At 65.2% G+C, this 17,648-nt stretch carries 21 protein-coding genes; 15 read left to right on the top strand and 6 right to left on the bottom strand.

What is annotated here, in order from left to right:
- The 8 genes from U7114_RS16370 to U7114_RS16405 all read left to right on the top strand — a co-directional run.
- Window positions 1-324: DNRLRE domain-containing protein (locus U7114_RS16370; RefSeq protein ID WP_323057974.1), on the top strand; the 324-nt coding region annotated here is incomplete at its 5' end.
- A gap of 77 nt (window positions 325-401) precedes the next feature.
- Window positions 402-1,502, top strand: a complete 1,101-nt coding sequence (locus tag U7114_RS16375; protein WP_321214815.1) for a hypothetical protein — start codon at window positions 402-404, stop codon at window positions 1,500-1,502.
- Window positions 1,503-1,515: 13 nt separating this feature from the next.
- Entirely contained in the window at window positions 1,516-2,328 is an 813-nt protein-coding gene (locus tag U7114_RS16380) for a glycosyltransferase family 2 protein (RefSeq protein WP_323057975.1), read from the top strand.
- Window positions 2,325-3,608, top strand: coding sequence for an MATE family efflux transporter (locus U7114_RS16385; RefSeq protein ID WP_157240194.1), 1,284 nt, complete (start codon window positions 2,325-2,327; stop codon window positions 3,606-3,608). The genes U7114_RS16380 and U7114_RS16385 overlap by 4 nt, the downstream gene beginning before the upstream one ends.
- Window positions 3,605-5,383: a glycosyltransferase gene (locus U7114_RS16390; RefSeq protein WP_157240196.1), complete on the top strand. Its 1,779-nt coding sequence runs from the start codon at window positions 3,605-3,607 to the stop codon at window positions 5,381-5,383. The genes U7114_RS16385 and U7114_RS16390 overlap by 4 nt, the downstream gene beginning before the upstream one ends.
- A gap of 35 nt (window positions 5,384-5,418) precedes the next feature.
- Window positions 5,419-5,730, top strand: a complete 312-nt coding sequence (locus tag U7114_RS16395; protein ID WP_231754842.1) for a hypothetical protein — start codon at window positions 5,419-5,421, stop codon at window positions 5,728-5,730.
- A complete protein-coding gene (locus U7114_RS16400) occupies window positions 5,727-5,942 on the top strand; it encodes a hypothetical protein (RefSeq protein WP_157240199.1) in 216 nt (71 codons plus the stop codon). The genes U7114_RS16395 and U7114_RS16400 overlap by 4 nt, the downstream gene beginning before the upstream one ends.
- Entirely contained in the window at window positions 5,939-7,015 is a 1,077-nt protein-coding gene (locus U7114_RS16405; protein WP_323057976.1) for a hypothetical protein, read from the top strand. Before U7114_RS16400 ends, U7114_RS16405 begins: the two co-directional genes overlap by 4 nt.
- A 57-nt stretch (window positions 7,016-7,072) precedes the next feature.
- On the opposite strand, the gene U7114_RS16410 is transcribed toward U7114_RS16405, so the two are convergent.
- A complete protein-coding gene (locus U7114_RS16410; protein ID WP_323057977.1) occupies window positions 7,073-8,026 on the bottom strand; it encodes a metallophosphoesterase family protein in 954 nt (317 codons plus the stop codon).
- Window positions 8,027-8,367: 341 nt separating this feature from the next.
- Between U7114_RS16410 and rpsF the strand changes: the two genes are divergently transcribed.
- The 4 genes from rpsF (at window position 8,368) to rplI (ending at window position 10,155) form a co-directional block, all read left to right on the top strand.
- Window positions 8,368-8,673 (top strand): 30S ribosomal protein S6, encoded by a 306-nt coding sequence (rpsF, locus tag U7114_RS16415; protein ID WP_013602900.1) that lies wholly within the window; start codon window positions 8,368-8,370, stop codon window positions 8,671-8,673.
- 70 nt (window positions 8,674-8,743) lie between these two features.
- Window positions 8,744-9,319: a single-stranded DNA-binding protein gene (locus U7114_RS16420; RefSeq protein ID WP_157240203.1), complete on the top strand. Its 576-nt coding sequence runs from the start codon at window positions 8,744-8,746 to the stop codon at window positions 9,317-9,319.
- A gap of 126 nt (window positions 9,320-9,445) precedes the next feature.
- The gene (gene rpsR / locus U7114_RS16425) at window positions 9,446-9,685 is read left to right on the top strand and encodes a 30S ribosomal protein S18 (RefSeq protein WP_003800144.1); all 240 of its coding nucleotides are present in this window, start codon (window positions 9,446-9,448) and stop codon (window positions 9,683-9,685) included.
- Between the two features lie 17 nt (window positions 9,686-9,702).
- Window positions 9,703-10,155: a 50S ribosomal protein L9 gene (gene rplI, locus U7114_RS16430; protein ID WP_013602898.1), complete on the top strand. Its 453-nt coding sequence runs from the start codon at window positions 9,703-9,705 to the stop codon at window positions 10,153-10,155.
- Between the two features lie 98 nt (window positions 10,156-10,253).
- Here the strand turns inward: rplI and U7114_RS16435 are convergent, their stop codons facing one another.
- On the bottom strand, window positions 10,254-10,799 hold the full coding sequence (locus U7114_RS16435; RefSeq protein ID WP_157240205.1) for a hypothetical protein: 546 nt from the start codon (window positions 10,797-10,799) through the stop codon (window positions 10,254-10,256).
- A 217-nt stretch (window positions 10,800-11,016) separates the two neighbouring features.
- On the opposite strand from U7114_RS16435, the gene U7114_RS16440 reads away from it, so the two are divergent.
- Complete coding sequence (locus U7114_RS16440; protein ID WP_157240207.1) at window positions 11,017-11,643, top strand: FMN reductase; 627 nt, start codon at window positions 11,017-11,019, stop codon at window positions 11,641-11,643.
- Window positions 11,644-11,702: 59 nt separating this feature from the next.
- On the opposite strand, the gene U7114_RS16445 is transcribed toward U7114_RS16440, so the two are convergent.
- On the bottom strand, window positions 11,703-12,275 hold the full coding sequence (locus U7114_RS16445) for a hypothetical protein (protein WP_157242838.1): 573 nt from the start codon (window positions 12,273-12,275) through the stop codon (window positions 11,703-11,705).
- Between the two features lie 2 nt (window positions 12,276-12,277).
- Complete coding sequence (locus tag U7114_RS16450) at window positions 12,278-12,553, bottom strand: hypothetical protein (RefSeq protein ID WP_157240209.1); 276 nt, start codon at window positions 12,551-12,553, stop codon at window positions 12,278-12,280.
- A 658-nt stretch (window positions 12,554-13,211) separates the two neighbouring features.
- On the opposite strand from U7114_RS16450, the gene dnaB reads away from it, so the two are divergent.
- Window positions 13,212-14,594, top strand: a complete 1,383-nt coding sequence (dnaB, locus tag U7114_RS16455) for a replicative DNA helicase (protein WP_157240211.1) — start codon at window positions 13,212-13,214, stop codon at window positions 14,592-14,594.
- A gap of 27 nt (window positions 14,595-14,621) precedes the next feature.
- Here the strand turns inward: dnaB and U7114_RS16460 are convergent, their stop codons facing one another.
- On the bottom strand, window positions 14,622-15,593 hold the full coding sequence (locus U7114_RS16460; protein WP_321214809.1) for an acyl-CoA thioesterase: 972 nt from the start codon (window positions 15,591-15,593) through the stop codon (window positions 14,622-14,624).
- Window positions 15,594-15,727: 134 nt separating this feature from the next.
- Window positions 15,728-16,162, bottom strand: a complete 435-nt coding sequence (locus U7114_RS16465) for a DoxX family protein (protein WP_323057978.1) — start codon at window positions 16,160-16,162, stop codon at window positions 15,728-15,730.
- Between the two features lie 107 nt (window positions 16,163-16,269).
- Between U7114_RS16465 and U7114_RS16470 the strand changes: the two genes are divergently transcribed.
- Window positions 16,270-17,619, top strand: coding sequence for an MATE family efflux transporter (locus U7114_RS16470; protein WP_323057979.1), 1,350 nt, complete (start codon window positions 16,270-16,272; stop codon window positions 17,617-17,619).
- The last annotated feature ends 29 nt before the right edge of the window (window positions 17,620-17,648 follow it).

The raw sequence follows: 17,648 nt of genomic DNA on the forward strand, positions 1-17,648 counted from the left end.
GTGAGCGCGACCCTGCAGTTGCGTAGTGCCGGGAGCGGGTCCACGGGTACGCAGAACGTCAAGCTGGTCGCTGATGACAGCTGGACCGAGGGCGGGATCACCTACAGCAACAAGCCGCAGCTCGGCACCAGCATCGGCACACTCGGCCCGACGACGACCAACACCACGTATAACGTTCCGTTGACCGTCAGCGGCCTGACCGGTGAGCTGGGCCAACAACTCTCACTGGGCATGGACAGCAGCAGCAGTGACGGCCTGGACCTGAACTCCAAGGAGGCCGGCAGCACGAACGCACCCACGCTCATCCTCACGCTGACGAAGTAGTCGGACGCCGGCCGACATGGCCGGCGCCGTCCACCTCAGCAACATCACCGATCGGACACCACTAGACAGGGGACACCATGTACAGGCAGACCAAGCCCAAGACCAAGGCCTTGCACTTCGACATTCACGGCCGCGTCGCGATCCGCGTCGACGCAGAATCACCGGCAGCGCCGCAGCTCAAGAGCATGTTGGCGTGTTTCGCCACAGACACCGAACTGCCGGCCAACATTGTGGTCGATGACCGGCCGGAGCCGATGCCGGATGCTGGCCTACTTGAGCATGAGCTTGCGTACACGGAAAACAGTGTGCGTTTCCAGGCCGAACGACTCCAGATCGTGAGGGATGGGGAGCAGTGGCGCATTCACGGACCGGGCGAGCTGTTGACCTCCGTGGTCCCTGTTCTCGATGCCGCAATGGTCGGCCGCGGAGCTGGCATGATCCACGCCGCAACCATGGCGTACCGGGGTCACGCGATCGCGCTTCCGGCCGCCGGAGGGACCGGAAAGACGAGCACCGCGGCCAAGCTGATGCGGCGCGAGGGTTGGTCGTTCATGGGCGATGACTGGGCCTTTCTCGCCGAGGACGCCACGCTGCTCGGCTACGCGAAGCCGATGTTCATTAAGCCGCACCACCGGAAAATCTACCCGCACCTGTTTGAAGGGGTCCGGAAGCCGCTCGTCCCGCCTCAGCTCTCGAAGAGTGTCGGCCGCCTCACCACGGTGGTGCATCCGTACGTCATCCGTTACCCGCGCCTCGCGGACTTCTCCCGGCGTTGGTCGCCGGAGCACCGCATGGTTGATGCCGGGACCGCGTTTCCCGGCCGGGAAGTGACGACGACGGCTCCGCTTGCGGCGGCCATCTACATCGAGCGCTATGAGGGCTCCCGGTCCAGGATTGTCGAGCGGACAACCGAGTGGATGGTCGACCGCATGATCGGCAACTTCCACATCGAGATGGCAAGCTTCTCGCAGCATGTCGTGACAGGCCTGGCCGCTACATCCGTCGTCCCCTGGCGCGAGCACTTCGCCGCAAAAGGCGTCGTCCTGAACAAAGCGCTCGACGGACGGCCCTGCCACCTGCTGCAGGTGCCCTCCGCGTACACGGCAGACGAAGCGTCTGACGATATCGTCCGGTATCTCGAGGAGCTGCTGCCGTCGGTCCTGGACGAGCAGATCTGAGGGGGTGGGCACAGTGGGTCACAGCCCTTCCGAGGTCACCGCGGTCGTTCCGGCCCGCAACGCGGAGCACATGCTCCCACGCTGTCTGGAGGCCCTGCGTCAGTCCGGCGTAGCGGAGATCATCGTGGTGGACGGATGCTCCACCGATCGTACGGTCGACCTCGCCCTCGCGGCAGGTGCCCGGGTCCTGAGTGATGAAGGCCGCGGTTTGCCGTGGGCGCGAACGCTCGGTGTGCAGAGCAGCAGGACCCCTTGGGTCCTGCTCGTCGACTCTGACGTCGTGTTCGGGCCACATGGAGTCGCCGACCTGCTCTCTGAGCTCGTCGAGGGCGATTACGACGCGCTCCAGGCCGGTTTGGAAAGTGTCGCTGGACCGGGCTACTGGGGGCAGGCGCTGGCACATCACCATCGCACCGGCCGCAGCCGCAACTGGTTCGGGCTCGTAGCGACGATGGTCGACCGAGACCTGATGCTGGGTGTGGGTTTCGACGACTCGTTCAAGTCGGGCGAGGACATCGAGCTCCGTTGGCGGATGCGGCAGTCAGGGCTGCGGACGGCGGTGTCACAGCGGGTAGTCGTCGAACATCGTTTTGCCGCCGACGACTTTGACTTCGCCCTGGACCAGTTCCTGATGGACGGAACGGGACTGGGACGGATGATCCGCAAGCACGGCTGGCGCGGTGCGAGGTTGGCGTTGCTTCCTGCCGCCGCGGCTATCCGGGGCAGCGTCTTGAGCCTCGCCTCGGGCCAGCCCAGGTGGCTGCGCTACTACATCGCTTTCTGCTGGTACAACTATGCGGGCCTGGCGAAAGGTCTGGCGTCATGACCGCTGAACTAGGGACCGCGGTCACGGACCCCTCAACTGTCCGGCACTCCGCCCTGCGCAGTTCGATCGGCCTCATTGTGGGCAAGGCCGCCCAGATTGGCTGGGGTTTTGCCTTCTGGGTCGTGGCCGCACGCGCGACGTCAGACCGTGAGGTCGGGCTCGCCATGGCCGCGGTCGCGGCAGTGATGATCTGCACGCAGCTCGCGGTTCTGGGTGCCGGGTCCGCTGTCATCGTTGCGGTGGGACGAGGGGAGCCGCCCGCGCGGGTGCTGGACGCGGCGTTCGCCATCGTGGGGGCAGCCGGCACCGTGCTGGCCCTCGGCTATCTCGTGCTGCAGTCGGCTGTGGCGCCGGACACGGCGTCGGCATCGGTTCTCTTCTGGTTAACGTTCCTTGCGGCTGCCGTCACCGGCACCCTGGTGATTGTGCTGGACCAAGCGCTGGTGGCGCTGGGACGCGGGGCCAGCGCGACCTTGAGGTATGCGTTGGGCGGCGGGGTTTCCCTCGGCGCTGCAGCGCTCGTGGCCTGGCAGGCGCATGGCGCCTCCGCCGACGTGGTGATGGCCTGCTGGACCCTCGGGAATACAGTGGCGTGCGTCGTCGGTGTGATCCAGCTGCGAAAACTGATTGGCTATCGGCCGCGACCATCCTTGCGTTCGACGCGCGGCCGTCCACTGCTGGCGGTGGGTATTCCGTACCAGCTCCTCACCCTCACCGAGCGCGCCCCCGGGCTGGTGCTGCCGCTCCTGCTGGCCCACACGGTGGCGCCTGAGATCGCTGCCTACTGGTATCCCGCATGGATGATGGCCTGGGCTGCCTACTCCGCTCCGATGCTGATGGGCATCGTCCAGTTTTCCGAAGGTGTCCGCGACCCTCACCGCCTGGTGGCTACAACCTGGGCGAGTCTCCGTTGGTCGCTCGCCATAGGAGGTCTGGCGGCAGTCGTCCTCGTCCTCCTCGCTCACCCGCTGCTCAGTCTGCTGGGGGAGCGGTACGCTGACGCATCCGCTGACGCTCTGCGGTGGTTGGCGGCCGGACTGGTGCCGTACGCGGTGCTGCAGGCCTACAACGCCGTGTGCCGGGCTCTCGGCCGTTACACAGAGCCGATCGTGGTCGGCGTGACGCTCGGGGTGGCCCTCTGCGCGTCAGCGCTGTTGGAGGCCGAAGCGGGCCCCGGCGCCATGGCCCTTGCGTGGCTGGTGGTGCTCTCCATTGGAGCTGTTGCTGCCGGCCTCCGGTTAATCGCCGTTCTCCGGCGTGTCACGAAGGAGTCACGATGACAACCACGATTGATGCGCCCAGCCGCATCCGAGGACGCTGGAAGGCCCGTGACGCCTGGTGCGCACTGGCGGGGGTCGTGTCGCTGGCGCTTGCCGTGTGGGCCGCTTCCACGGTCGCCGTTCCCGTGAACAGCGACCTGGGGCTCGTTGCCGTGCTCCCCTACCCGTTCTGGGCAGGGGTCCTGATTCTGAACGTTGCCTTCGTTGTGGCCCTGCGAGGGGATGCCTCAGGTCCGGCAGGCCGGGCGGTCTTGATGTGGCTGGTGCTGGTGTTGGTGCTCGTGCTCTTCGGGACGGCAGCCTTCGTCACGGACGTACCGCGTGGTGAGGTCGCGTTCCGTCATCTCGGCATTGCCGACGCCCTCTCGCGCAGCCAGGGGATCGACCCCGACATTGACGCCTACTTTAACTGGCCGGGTTTCTTCGCCCTCCTGGCGACAGTACTGAAGGCAACCGGCCTCGACCCGGTAGCCCTTGCCCTGTGGGCGCCGGTGCTCAACGTGGGTCTGTGGCTCGCTGCCCTGGGCGTGCTGATGCGCTACCTTACGCAGGATCCGCGACGGCGCTGGCTCGTGCTCTGGCTCTTCTGCCTCGGCAACTGGCAGGACCAGGACTACCTGTCTCCCCAAGCCTTCGGCTTCTTCCTGTACCTCGTCGTGATCGCACTTGTCGTCGGCCCGCTGGCTGCGCGGCCCCCCAAGTTCCGCGGCTTCCGAGACGTCGACGTGGCGGCGTGGTGGCAAGGGCGGTCCCCGGCTGAGCCCCGGCCAGGGTACCGGGTGAGCGCCCTCGCGGTGGCTCTCGTGCTCATCGCGGTCATCTGCGCGAGCCATCAACTGACGCCTTTCCTGTTGCTCATTTCCCTCACCGCTCTCACCCTGAGCGGACATGTCTGGCCCGGCCGGCTGCCCCTGATCACCGCGGTCCTGCTGGCACTCTGGCTCGCCTACCCCGCCAGTGCATACCTCGCCGGGAACCCGCCCCTGGCGGAAGGAGGTGTGCTGGCCGCAATCAATGCCAACGTCGTCGACCGCGTGAGCGGGACCGCCGGGCACGTGCTCGTGGTGCAGGCCAGGGTCGTTCTCACCCTCCTGCTGTGGGCGCTTGCCGCGGCGGGCGCGGTGCGCGACTGGCGCAGGGGGCGGTTCGACATCCGTGTAGTCCTCCTTGCCGTCACCCCCCTGCTGCTCTTCCCCGTGCAGCTGTACGGCGGGGAAATGCTCATCCGCGTCTCGCTTTTCGCTCTGCCCTTCATCGCTTTGCAGGCATGCTCGATCCTGCTTCCCACTGAAGGCAGGACACAGCCCTCACTCCGTGCCGCGGGGGGCCTCGCGCTGACGTTCTGCCTGTTGGGCCTGCTGACAGTGACAGGCCGGTTCGGGAACGCCCAGTTTGACGTCTTCACCGACAACGAGATCGCTGCCGTCGCCGCCGTACAGCGCCTCGCGCCGCCCGGCTCAACGATCATCTCGGCTTCCCCCCCGACGCCGTGGCGCAGCGAGGCCTACCTCGAGCACCCGTATCGGACCATGGACTACATGTGCCGGTCCGACTTGTCTACGGCGGCGTGCGGCCCAGTCGTTTACGACAATGCCCGGAAAAACCCTGCCGGTGCCGTCTTGTTGCTCACCCGCTCGTCGGAAGCGAGTCTTGTGCTTCGGGGCGCCAGCAGCGCCGGCGGCTTCGCCGAGCTGGAGGCGTGGCTAAGCGCGCAGGATGGAGTGGAACTAGTGTTCAGCAATGCAGACGCCCGCGCCTACCGGGTGACGCCATGAGCCGCCCCATCAGCCGCCCTATCAGCCGGCCGACCTTGGTCCTCGGTCTCGCGGCCCTCGCCTTGTCACTGGTGACGCTCGTAGGGCTGCCGACGCCGCTGCAGGTGGTCGCCGCGACAGCCGTCCTTATCCTGCTGCCAGGGCAGGCACTGGTCCGACTCACGTCGGTTACCGACCCTGCCCTTCGCGGGCTGCTTGTTCTGGCTCTCGGCCTCGCCACGCTAACCGCGGTGTCCACCGCGATGTTCTACCTCGCTGTGTGGTCGTGGCAGGCGTGTGTCGTCACGATGGGCGTCATCACCATTGGCGCGTGCATGGCACGCGCACGACAGGAGGTTGTGTCATGATCGATCTGGCGGGACTGCTCGCGATTGCCGCCCTGCTCATCACCATCGCCCTGCTCGTTACCCTTGTCGCGCTTGAGATCCGACGCGCGGGACCGGACGCCGAACGGCCCACGAGGCTCCTCGGCCTGACGATGAGCCGCAGGGTGGTCGGTGTCATGTGGGCGATGTATCTCGTCCTCTTCCTTCCGCGCGTGGTGGGACTGCTCACGTGAACGGTGCGGCGCGGTGGTGGCTCCTCAGCGACCTCCACCTGGGCGTATCGGATGACGACCCCCGCCGCCCAAGCGCAGTGCTTCCCGGTTTCCTGCGCCGCGAGGTCCTTGCGGTAGCCGGTACGCAGCGGCACGTCGCATTCGTGGGTGACACGTTTGAGCTGGTCGGCTTGGCCGAAGACGAGAGCCTTGCCCGGCTCGAGTCGATCCTCGCCCGGCACCTTGACACGTTCCGGGCGCTGGAAGCGTGTGCGGCCCGCGGCGTGCAGCTGCACTTCGTATGCGGCAACCACGACGTCGAGCTGGCCCGGCCGTCGGTCGCCGCCCGCCTGTCAGCGCTACTGTCACCCGGCGAGCCCACACGGGTCCGGGTGCACCCGTGGTTCTTGCACGTGCCCCACGTGCTCGTGGCCGAGCACGGGCACCAGCACCACGCGCTGCACCGGATTCCTGAGGTGCTCCGCTCGGCGGTCAACGGGACCGACGAGTTGAACCTGCCACCGCTCGCCGCCTGGAACGCCCACCCGTCGAACTCGCGCCTGAGCCGAGCCGGGGCCGTTGCCCGGTCCTGCCTGGCGTCCGAACTGGCGGAACGTCGCATCCGGGAGCCCGCGTACGACGAAATGTTGCAGTCCGAGTCATTCCGCCTTGCGCTCGACGAGGCGGCCGTTCGGGACCTGGCACGCCTGTCCCGGTTCCGGACGGTGTCGGCGCTCCCGCGCGCCGCCACTCGCATGGTGCTCGCGGCAGCCGGGCGCAGGACCGCAGGCGAGGAGCCTCCTGCAGCAGCGGGTCGGGTCGCGCGCACCCTCGAAGAGCATGGTTCCGGGGTGGCCTGGTACGTATCGGGCCACACCCACCGTGCCCTCGAAGCGGAGCTGGAGGCGTGCACAACCCGGTACGTCAACACAGGCACGTGGTGTTCGGACGTCCGCGGTCGCGGACCTGACCGGCGGGATCGTCGGGCGTTCCCCTACGCCGTGATAGACGTCGCCCGCGACGGCTCCACGAACGGCGGCTTGAGGTATTGGCGTCCGGACGGCGGTTCAGCCGTACCGGTGTCAGAGTACTGACCGGGCGGGGTGCACACCCACGTGGCGAGGTCCCGGCCCACCTACCCTGGCGTTGAATCAGCCCCCGCTTCGTGACCCGCTGTCAGTCTGCATTCCGCCGGAAACAGCACGGAATTCCCATGTATAAGAGCCGTCAGCCTTGAGGCTCATTCTTAGGTGACCCCATGTGTCGCTAAACCTCTTCTGCACATAAGAGGGGCTGCCGGTGAATTCCCGGAGGCCGATTCCACCAGTGGACACCTGGAATTGCTGCATCCCGTCCGCAACGCACTGGTCCGCGTTGTTCAGGGGGCACGTTCGCTCATAATTGTGTTGGCTGCCCGAAAGCAGTATCCGGACCCGGTTTGTCCAGAACACATCAATCCACGGTTTGGCCTCAGCGAAGCGGTCATGGCTGGATGTGTCAGAAGTGAAGTAGGGGTCATGGTAAACGACGGCCAGATGCTTGCCGGCCGCCCTGGCTGCCTTGAGGTCGGCATCCATTTCACGCGTCATGGCCCGCGCGCGCGTCGCGTCATACCGCCAGGTGGCGGTAGGGGCTACCAGGAAATGCCAGTTGCCCTTATCGAATGAGTACCATTCGAGGGCGTCCACGAATCGGCCAAGGTGGCTGTTGGTTGCGCTTTTCGTGGCGGACACGCACTCACCGTTCATATACTTGTCCAGCTCATCGTTCGTGCCGGGCTTGACGTCGTGGTTCGGTCCAGCCGCCCAGTATGTTTTGGACTTGGCCGGTCCCCACAGCTGGTCATAAGCGCCGAGCGCGGAGCACACTGACTTGTCGTACTGAAAGTCACCCAAAGCGATGAAGTTGTCCAGCGTGCCGTCGTTCAGGCCGGCGACAATGGACGCGGCGTTCCTGCCACTGGGCGACGCCGCGGACGTGTTCCCTTCCGGGTTGATGTCCCCTGCTGCGGCGAAATCGAAAACGTCAGTGGACGCTTGCTGGGTGGTCCCTCCGCCGTCGGTTGTGGCCGGGGTGGTTGCTGCGTCGTCCGCTGGCGCAGTCACCGTTGCTGTCGGGGGCAGAGGTGGAGGTGGAGGGGCCGAGCAGCCGCCCAGGAAAATTGCCGCTGCGCCAAGGGCGACCAAATGTTTACCCATACGTCAGATGATAGGGGCTTCCCGGCCGTGGGAGTTTTCCACATCGCCGCACCAGCGCTTTCCGGGCCGTTGCCGGCCGCCTAGCCTTGGGTCAGGAGCAAATCGCCTATCCGGGCCACATGCACTAAGATGGTGAAGTCTGTGCTGCGCCCTGCCTCCCTTCTGGCGGGGCATCGCACGGAATCGCAAATGAACCTCCTGTTACGGAAATGCCGTAACCGCTTAGCCCAAAGGAGGTGGGTTCACATATGCGTCCTTACGAATTGATGGTAATCATCGACCCCGAGGTCGAAGAGCGTACCGTTGAGCCGTCGCTTCAGAAGTTCCTGAACGTCATCACCAACGATGGTGGAACCATCGAGAAGGTTGACATTTGGGGCCGACGCCGCCTGGCTTACGAAATCAAGAAAAAGTCCGAAGGAATCTACGCCGTGGTGAACTTCACCGCCAAGCCGGAAACCGCCAAGGAACTTGACCGCCAGTTGTCTCTTAACGAGACCATCATGCGCACCAAGATCACCCGCCCCGAAGAGCAGAAGGTTGTTGCTGAGTAATTTCAGCACTGATCTTCATTCTTCACCCGCAGGAACGCACTCTTCACAGGATCGAACAAGGAGGCAGTAGATGGCAGGCGAAACCACCATTACGGTCATCGGTAATCTCACCAATGACCCGGAATTGCGGTTCACACCGTCAGGTTCGGCAGTAGCGAACTTCACCATCGCTTCCACCCCGCGTACCTTTGACCGCCAGTCCAACGAGTGGAAGGACGGGGAAACCCTGTTCCTCCGCGCGGCTGTCTGGCGTGAAGCAGCCGAGAACGTCGCCGAGTCCCTCACCAAGGGCATGCGCGTGATCGTTACCGGCCGCCTGAAGAGCCGTTCCTACGAAACCAAAGAAGGCGAAAAGCGCACCGTTATCGAGCTTGAGGTCGATGAAATCGGCCCCAGCCTGCGCTATGCCAATGCCAAGGTCAACCGCACCCAGCGCTCCGGCGCGGGTGGCCAGGGCGGCTTCGGCGGCGGCAACAGCGGCGGTGGCTTCGGAGGCGGCAACTCTGGTGGAAACCAGGGCGGCAACTCCGGTGGAGGCTGGGGCGGCGGCAACCAGCAGGCTGCGCAGGACGATCCCTGGGCTACGCCCGGCGTGTCCAGTGCAGGTGGCTGGGGCAACGGCCCCGATTCCGAACCTCCCTTCTAACACACCCCATTAAGGTCCGACGCCGGGCCCGCCACAGTGCCAACGCGCACCAAGGCGGCTGCCGCCGAGGACCACCACCATCCCGTGGATCAACATCCACGGGCTCCCTAGAATAGGAGCTCCACGATGGCTAAGGCTGAACTCCGTAAGCCCAAACCAAAGTCCAACCCCTTGAAGGCCGCTGACATCACTGTCATCGACTACAAGGACGTAGCATTGCTGCGCAAGTTCATCTCCGACCGCGGAAAGATCCGCGCCCGTCGCGTCACTGGCGTTACGGTGCAGGAACAGCGCAAGATCGCCCAGGCAATCAAGAACGCCCGCGAAGTTGCTCTGCTGCCTTACTCCGGCGCTGGCCGCGGCTAAGGAAGGGATTAACTAACATGGCAAAGCTCATTCTGACCCACGAAGTAACCGGACTCGGTGCTGCTGGCGACGTTGTCGAGGTCAAGGACGGTTACGCCCGTAACTACCTGCTGCCCCGCAACTTCGCCCTGACCTGGTCGAAGGGCGGCGAAAAGCAGGTTGAGTCCATCAAGGCTGCCCGCGCTGCCCGCGAGCACGCTTCCCTGGAAGACGCTCAGAAGCAGGCTGCTGCACTGCAGTCCAAGCCGGTCAAGCTCGTCGTCAAGGCTGGCGAAACCGGACGCCTGTTCGGCACCGTCAAGCAGGGCGACGTCGCTGACGCTGTTGAGGCCGCTGGCCTTGGCCGCATCGACAAGCGCAAGGTTGAACTGCCGGTCCACATCAAGTCGGTTGGTTCGTACCAGGCCAACGTCCGTCTGCACGAAGATGTTGCCGCTGTCATCGAACTCGATGTAGTGGCAGGCAAGTAGTCATAACGACTCAACAGTCCTGACTGTACAAAGACCCCCGTCGCCGGATCCCGGCAGCGGGGGTCTCTTGTCTTTGGACCGTGGACGGGCCAACCGGGTCAGACGCCCCAGTGAGCCAGGATTGCTTCGCAGAAGTCGTCGTTCGTACCCGTAGAACCGAAGATCAGCTCGTCGCTGATCACGTTGCCCGACGCCTGGTCGATGGTGAGGAGCCTGCGGACCTGGCCGTCGCCCTTGGCGAGGATCTTGCCGTCACTTCCAATCAGCCGATTCTCTCCGGTGAGCAGCACGGTGATGCTGAGAGTCCCGTCCCCGTTGTCGACGATCTTGAGGTCTTTGGCCAGCGTGTTCGGCTGGATGTCGGTCACGGTCATCCCGTTGTACGTGAATGTCTGGACGATCCTGAGCTTCTCCTGAACCCACAGCAGGCTATCCTCGCCGCGGGTCATGGTTGAGCCCGAACCGGTCCGGTCATAGGTGAATGCGACCTGCAGCCCCGAACCGCAGAAGTCGTCGTTTAGTCCGCTGGTCGAAAAATCGAGGCTGTAGCGTTCCACGAGCTCCGCGTTGGCGGGGGCAGCTCCGGTGACGGCGAGGCCGCCGAGGAGGAGCGCGGTGACGAATGGGCTGAGTTTACTGAGCATGGTGGTGACTTTCGATCGGGCAGACCCTGCGCAAACATACAGAAGGTGTCGCATCGGACCGCCAGGCACCGGCTGCGACGACGACCCAGCCTGCCGCGATTCTACTCCCCGGCGGGACAAGGGAATAACCTGGCACGTTCCCCGGTTTGCCTGTATGGATGTAAACATGCAAATGCATGTAACTTGTATACGAACTACCGAGCAACAGGAGACCGTCATGGAAACCCGCCGTATCACAGTCCTTTCCGCCGGCTTGGGCGTGCCGTCGTCGAGCCGCCTGCTTGCCGACCAGCTGGCAGCGTCGGCTGAACGTCAGTTGGGCGCGGCCGGCTATGACGTGACCGTGGACGTCGTCGAACTCCGGGACCTTGCCGTGGACATCGCCAACAACTTCGTCACCGGCTACGCTGCTCCGCGCCTCGCAGAGGTCATCGCAGGGGTGGAAGCCGCCGACGGGATCATCGCCGTGACGCCTGTGTTCAGCGCGTCCTACAGTGGCCTGTTCAAATCCTTCATCGACGTCCTCGACCCCAAGTCCTTGGACGGCAAGGCCGTCCTGCTCGGCGCCACCGGCGGCACCGAGCGCCACCAGATGGTCCTGGACTACGCGCTCCGCCCGCTCTTCAGCTACCTGCGCGCCAGGATTGCGCCCACGGGCGTCTTCGCCGGCCCGCAGGACTGGGGAACCGCGGACGACGACGGGTCCTCCCTTGCCGCCCGCATCGACCGCGCTGCCGGCGAATTTACCCGCCTGATGGAGGGGTCCCAGCCGGGCCGGAAGCATGCTCCCATGGAGTCACTGCCATTCGAGCAGCTGCTGGCGGGCATCTCCGGAAACGCCTGAAGTTCCCCGCCGCGAGCGAAGCCAACTTCCAGTAGGCCCCTTCACGAGTCCAGCCGGGCTTAGTCGTCCAGCAGTTCGATGAACTCCCTGGCCTGCTTCATGGAGATATCGGAATGGCGGGTAAGGGCGGTGGCAGCCGCCTCGGTGTCCCCATTGCGGGCCAGGGTGCGGATCCGGCCGTAGATCTCGTCGTTGAGCATATTGCTGCTGACCTCGCGGGTTACGTCGCCTTTACTCGCAATGGCCCGGTAGCGGTAAGGGAACCGCTGCGGCTCATCGTCCTCGTCGTCCTCAGTGGCCGGCGGCACTGCCTCGGGGCCCCGGTAGGGCTGGGGGTGGGCGGCCAGTGCACCGACGGCATCGCGTGACGCGCGCAGCCCATCCCCGGTGACCTCGTAGTAGAGCTTGATGGCGGCCATGGCCTGGCCCTGGGCAATCAGGGCATATAGCCGCCGGTGCTGGTCCTCGGAGAGTTTCGTGGCCGCCTGGCGGGCGAGCTCGGCGGAACTGACGGGCGGCGACGTGGATGCCGCACCGGCGGAAGCCTTTCGCCTGCTGATGGCGCGGGCAGCCAGGGAGACTCCGGCAGCCACGGCCAGGAGGATAAGGACAGGGATCACGAGCGATTCCATTTTCATTGCCGTTCTGTGTACTTCCTGGTGGCAGCCAGATCTGAGTGCATCGCCTGTGCGTTCTGGCTTGGCCGTGTAATGGCCTCAAGGCGGGCCCGCGCGGCGGTGGCCGCCTGGACCTGCGCCGCATAGTGCCGGGCTGAACGTTCGGCGAGGTCCCGCTGGTACTTCTCGGCGTCGGAGACGCCTGAATCGCGTGGGCTGAGGGCCGTGGCAAGCCCCCAAATAAGCGCCGCCAAGACGATCGCCGGCAGCAGAACCAGCAGTAGTTCGCCCATACATAGAGCTTATGCCAGTTCCTGTTTATCCACAGCAATATTCACTGTTGTGCATATGGGGCGGCCTGCCCGACGCCAGACATCCGCAGCGGCATATGACGAAGGCCACGGGTTCGCAGATGAACTGGGTCACTGCCCGCCGCGCGGCGACCTATGGCCACTGGCGGCCATATGGGCTGTGGATGAAATTCCCGGGAAGAAATATTTACTCCACATGCTGGTGCTAATGTTTCCGCAGGTCAAGCGCATATCACCCGGTAAAGTTTTTTGCTGTCCACAACCTTTCCCACAGGCTGTGCACAAGCTATGTCCCTTAGTGCACAGGTTGTCCACAGGGCCCGGGCACCGCTGGCTTTGCAGCTGGACCGGAGGGGGCTAGCGTAGCGGGGTACCTGTTCTTCAGGGTCCTGCTGGTTCCGCTTTAGCTGCTGAAGGCAGCTTGTGGAGCCGCCGGATTCGGAAGAAATCGCCCGCTGTGGAAAACCTGTGGATAGTGGGGATAACTCGCGCCATGCCGTCTCCGGAGGGCGTGGCCCCGCGTTGTCACACCCTGCTGGTAGACCTGAACAGGTAGCGGTGCGCGGTCTTCGGGCAACGCCACACCAGGATGGATCACCGCCGGGACCTCAGGTCCCGGCTCACATGGAGGACGGCAATTTTGTCAATCGCGCATCTTGACCCGGTCGAAACAACCCGCGGATCAGACGCGAGCCGAAAGCCACCGCAGGACATCCCTGCCGAGCAATCCGTCCTGGGCGGCATGATGCTGTCCAAGGATGCCATTGCCGACGTGGTGGAAATTCTCCGGGGACAGGACTTTTACCGCCCCGCCCACGAAACCATCTACGAAGCCATTATCGACCTCTACGGCCGCGGCGAACCGGCGGACGCTGTTACCGTCTCGGACGAACTGACCAAGCGTGCCGAGATCAACCGGATCGGCGGCCCCGCCTACCTGCATGAGTTGATCCAGACCGTCCCCACGGCGGCCAACGCCGGCTACTACGCCGAAATCGTTGCTGAGCGCGCCGTCCTCCGGCGCCTGGTCAATGCCGGAACCAAGATCGTCCAGCTGGGCTACGGCTCGGACGGTGAGGTGGAGGACCTGGTCAACCAGGCCCAGGCCGAGGTCTACGCCGTGGCCGAGCGTCGCACTGCCGAGGATTACGTTGTCCTCAAGGACGTCATGGAGTCCACAGTGGACGAGATCGAGGCCTCCGGGCACCGCGGCGAGGGAATGACCGGCGTCCCCACGGGGTTCTACGAGCTGGATGAGCTCACCCACGGACTGCACCCGGGCCAGATGATCGTCATCGCCGCCCGCCCGGCAGTGGGTAAGTCCACCTTCGCACTGGATTTTGCCCGCTCCGCTGCCATCAAGAACAACCTCTCCACGGTGATGTTCTCCCTCGAAATGGGCCGGAACGAAATCGCCATGCGCCTCCTCTCCGCGGAGGCAACCATCGGTCTGCAGGATCTCCGCAAGGGAACCATCAAGGACGAGCAATGGTCCAAGATCGCCACCACCATGGGCCGGATGAACGACGCCCCGCTGTTCATTGACGACAGCCCCAACATGTCCCTGATGGAGATCCGGGCAAAATGCCGGCGCCTGAAGCAGCAGCATGACCTCAAGCTGGTGATCCTCGACTACCTGCAGCTCATGAGCTCCGGCAAGAAGGTGGAGTCCCGCCAGCAGGAAGTATCCGAGTTTTCGCGCGCGCTGAAGCTCCTGGCCAAGGAACTGCAGGTCCCGGTCATCGCACTGTCCCAGCTGAACCGTGGCTCTGAGCAGCGCCAGGACAAGCGGCCCATGGTTTCGGACCTCCGTGAATCCGGATCCATCGAGCAGGACGCGGACATGGTGATCCTGCTCCACCGCGAAGATGTCTATGACAAGGAGTCGCCGCGCGCCGGCGAAGCCGACATCCTGGTTGCGAAGCACCGTAACGGTCCCACGAAGGACATCGTGGTGGCCTTCCAGGGCCATTACTCCCGGTTTGCCAACATGGCGGCCGACTCCGGCGGCGGGGGCTTCTAGGAGCCACGCGCCGGCGGGTGGGGGCGCTTAGCCCTGCGCCAGCAGGTGGTTCGGCAGGCGGTTGCCCGGGGCGGTGCCCCGGATCTCGAGTAGCTCCCGGGCGTGGGCGTGCAGCCGCTTGTCCTCCTCGCTGACCGGCATCCAGGCAGGGATAGGCACCGAGTTGCCTTCGGCGTCGCGCGCCACCATCACCGTCAGGCAATAGGTGGTGAGGTTCATGTCGCGGCTCCTGGGATCGCCGGAGCGGACGTGGACTGCGATGTGCATGCCCTTCGTCCCCGTGTACACCAGGCGGGCTTCCACCTCCACAACGTGGCCAATCAGCAACGGGCGGTAGAACCGGACGCCGCCGGAGAATACGGCCACTGTGTTCATGCCGCAGTACCGGGAGGCGCAGACGTAGGCTGCTTCGTCGATCCACTTCATGACGATCCCGCCGTGCACTTTTCCGCCCCAGTTCACGTCCGTGGGCGCAGCCATGAAGCGGAGCGTCACCCGTTCGGCCGTGCCCGCGTCAGTATATTCCTGGCGGTTCATGGCTTCGACAATCTGTTCCCGCACCTTGATCCGGGCCAGGGCGTGGTCCCGCTGCTCGATTTCCGCCGGGGTGACGGGTTCGTACTGCTGCACCGGGATGGGTTTCCCGTCTTCCCCGACGGCCACGAAAATCACCATGCACTGGCTTCGCATAGTGGCCGGACCGCCCTTGGGATCCCCGGAGGAAACCACGGTGCGGATGTGCATTGAGGACCGCCCGGTGTAGACGATGGTGGCTTCCACCTCCACCATGTCCCCGCTGTTGACCGGATCGGCGAAATGGATGTTTCCCACATAGGCAGTCACGCAGTAGGACTTCGCCCACCCCACCGCCGCGGCATACGCGGCCTTGTCCACCCACTCCAGGACTGTCCCGGCATCCACCGAGCCGCTGTGTCCCACGTCCATCGGGGCGGCGAGGAAGCGGAGGGTCACGGAGTTGGAGGCAGGGGTGTCGGTCATGGTGCGATCATACTGACGCCATTGGGTTACCCAGCAGTCAGGCCTGTTTCGGGGGATGAAAAGGCCGACGGCGGGTGCGCACCGGAGTGGGCACCCGCCGTCGAGCCGTTCCCGGCCGTGGCCGGAGGTTTGGCTTAGGCGAGGACAGACAACTTGGAGTTGCTGCGGCCAAAGAGGGCCCGGTCCACTGAGAGGCGTCCGGCGCCGGTGAGGGCCAGGGCGAAGGCTGCGGCCGCGAGGAGCAGCACCAGTTCGTACCCGCCGTTGGCGGCAAAAACTCCGGCGGAGGCGTGGACCAGGACCAGGGCCCCCAGCATGTCCAGGACCAGGAGGGCTGCAACCACGCGGGTGAGGATGCCCAGGATCAGGGCAATGCCGCCGGCGAACTCCAGGACGGCGATTGTGGGGGCTGCGATTTCCGCTGCCGGAACGCCCATCTTGGCGAACGACGCCTGGGTGCCGGCGATGGTCCATTCGTTGAACTTCTGCCAGCCGTGGGCGGCGAAGAGGAAGCCCAGGATGATGCGGAGGGCAGTAATGGCGGTGGTGGTAAGTCGTTTCTGGTTCATGCATTCCAGTCTTCCGGCCCGATGGTTGAAGTGTCAACTAAATCGTCACAATGTGTTCCTTGTCATCCGCACAGGCCCGATCGCGGCCGGCGGATTAGGCTGGCATCGTGCCCCGCTTACCTGCCCCCACCACTGCGCCATCCAGGGGGCAGCGCCGGGAGATCCTCCGGCTTGCGGTCCCCGCTTTTGGTGCGCTTGTGGCCGAGCCGCTGTTCCTGCTCGCCGACTCGGCGATTGTGGGCCACCTGGGCGTGGCCCAGCTGGCCGGCGTCGGACTCGCCTCGGCGGTGCTGCACACCGCCGTCGGCCTGATGGTCTTCCTGGCCTACTCCACTACCCCTGCCGTGGCCCGCGCCATCGGCGACGGCCAGCCGGGCAAGGCCTTGGCGGCCGGCCGCGACGGCGTCTGGCTGGCACTGCTGCTGGGCCTCGTCCTGGCCGTGGCCGGGTTCCTGGCCACGGACCCGCTGATCGGCCTTCTGGGGGCGGAAGGCGAGGTGCGGGGATTCGCCGTTGATTACCTCCGCTGGTCCATGCCCGGGCTGGTGGCCATGCTCCTGATTTTCGCCGGCACAGGCCTCCTCCGCGGCCTTCAGGACACCCGGACCCCGCTGGTGGTGGCCACGGCGGGCTTTGGCCTCAACATCGTCCTGAACCTGTGGCTGGTCTACGGGCTGGGCTGGTCGGTGACCGGCTCCGCGGTGGGAACCAGCGTGGCCCAGTGGGCGATGGCGGGCGTTTACCTGGTCATCGTCAGGGGGAACGCAGTGAGCAGCGGGGTGAGCCTGCTGCCAAGCTGGCGGGGGATCCGCAGTATGACGCGGGTGGGGTCCTGGCTCATGCTGCGCACACTGAGCCTCCGGATCGCGATCCTGGCCACAGTGCTGGTGGTCACCGCGCAAGGGGCGGTCAACCTGGCAGCCCACCAGCTGGCAATGACGATTTTTTCCTTCCTGGCCTTCGCCCTGGATGCCCTGGCGATCGCCGCCCAGGCCCTGATCGGCAAGGAGCTGGGCGCATCGAATGCCGCCAAGGCGCGCCTCCTGACCCGCACCATGATCCGCTGGGGCCTGGGCTTTGGCGTGGCGACGGGCGTGCTCCTGGCACTGGCGGCCCCCTGGGCGGGTGCCCTTTTCACGTCCGATCCCGAGGTGCAGTCGGTTCTGGCCACTGCCCTCTGGGTCGTCGCGGCGGGCCAGCCCATAGCCGGCTATGTGTTTGTGCTGGACGGGGTGCTGATCGGCGCCGGGGACGCAAAGTACCTTGCCTTGGCCGGGGTCCTGAATCTTGCCGTCTATGTGCCGCTGTTGATTGCCGTGGCGCTGCCCGGCCTATCGGGTGCCGCAGGCCTTGGCTGGCTGTGGGTCGCCTTTGCCCTCGGCTACATGGCTGCGCGCGCCCTGACCCTGGGCCTGCGTGCCCGGTCCGACCGTTGGATGGTGCTCGGTTCGGGGTAGGGGCAGCGGGAACAGGCGCCGAAGTTCTG

The sequence above is a fragment of the Pseudarthrobacter sp. C1 genome, assembly GCF_034720455.1.
GTDB lineage: Bacteria > Actinomycetota > Actinomycetes > Actinomycetales > Micrococcaceae > Arthrobacter.

Bases quoted from the DNA above. Each gene is read 5' to 3' on its own strand.
- U7114_RS16400 (WP_157240199.1), top strand. From the start codon at position 5,727: ATGATCGATCTGGCGGGACTGCTCGCGATTGCCGCCCTGCTCATCACC.
- U7114_RS16465 (WP_323057978.1), bottom strand. From the start codon at position 16,162: ATGAACCAGAAACGACTTACCACCACCGCCATTACTGCCCTCCGCATC.
- U7114_RS16440 (WP_157240207.1), top strand. From the start codon at position 11,017: ATGGAAACCCGCCGTATCACAGTCCTTTCCGCCGGCTTGGGCGTGCCG.
- rpsF (WP_013602900.1), top strand. From the start codon at position 8,368: ATGCGTCCTTACGAATTGATGGTAATCATCGACCCCGAGGTCGAAGAG.
- rplI (WP_013602898.1), top strand. From the start codon at position 9,703: ATGGCAAAGCTCATTCTGACCCACGAAGTAACCGGACTCGGTGCTGCT.
- U7114_RS16460 (WP_321214809.1), bottom strand. From the start codon at position 15,593: ATGACCGACACCCCTGCCTCCAACTCCGTGACCCTCCGCTTCCTCGCC.
- rpsR (WP_003800144.1), top strand. From the start codon at position 9,446: ATGGCTAAGGCTGAACTCCGTAAGCCCAAACCAAAGTCCAACCCCTTG.
- U7114_RS16390 (WP_157240196.1), top strand. From the start codon at position 3,605: ATGACAACCACGATTGATGCGCCCAGCCGCATCCGAGGACGCTGGAAG.
- U7114_RS16445 (WP_157242838.1), bottom strand. From the start codon at position 12,275: ATGGAATCGCTCGTGATCCCTGTCCTTATCCTCCTGGCCGTGGCTGCC.
- U7114_RS16450 (WP_157240209.1), bottom strand. From the start codon at position 12,553: ATGGGCGAACTACTGCTGGTTCTGCTGCCGGCGATCGTCTTGGCGGCG.
- U7114_RS16420 (WP_157240203.1), top strand. From the start codon at position 8,744: ATGGCAGGCGAAACCACCATTACGGTCATCGGTAATCTCACCAATGAC.
- U7114_RS16375 (WP_321214815.1), top strand. From the start codon at position 402: ATGTACAGGCAGACCAAGCCCAAGACCAAGGCCTTGCACTTCGACATT.
- U7114_RS16435 (WP_157240205.1), bottom strand. From the start codon at position 10,799: ATGCTCAGTAAACTCAGCCCATTCGTCACCGCGCTCCTCCTCGGCGGC.
- U7114_RS16385 (WP_157240194.1), top strand. From the start codon at position 2,325: ATGACCGCTGAACTAGGGACCGCGGTCACGGACCCCTCAACTGTCCGG.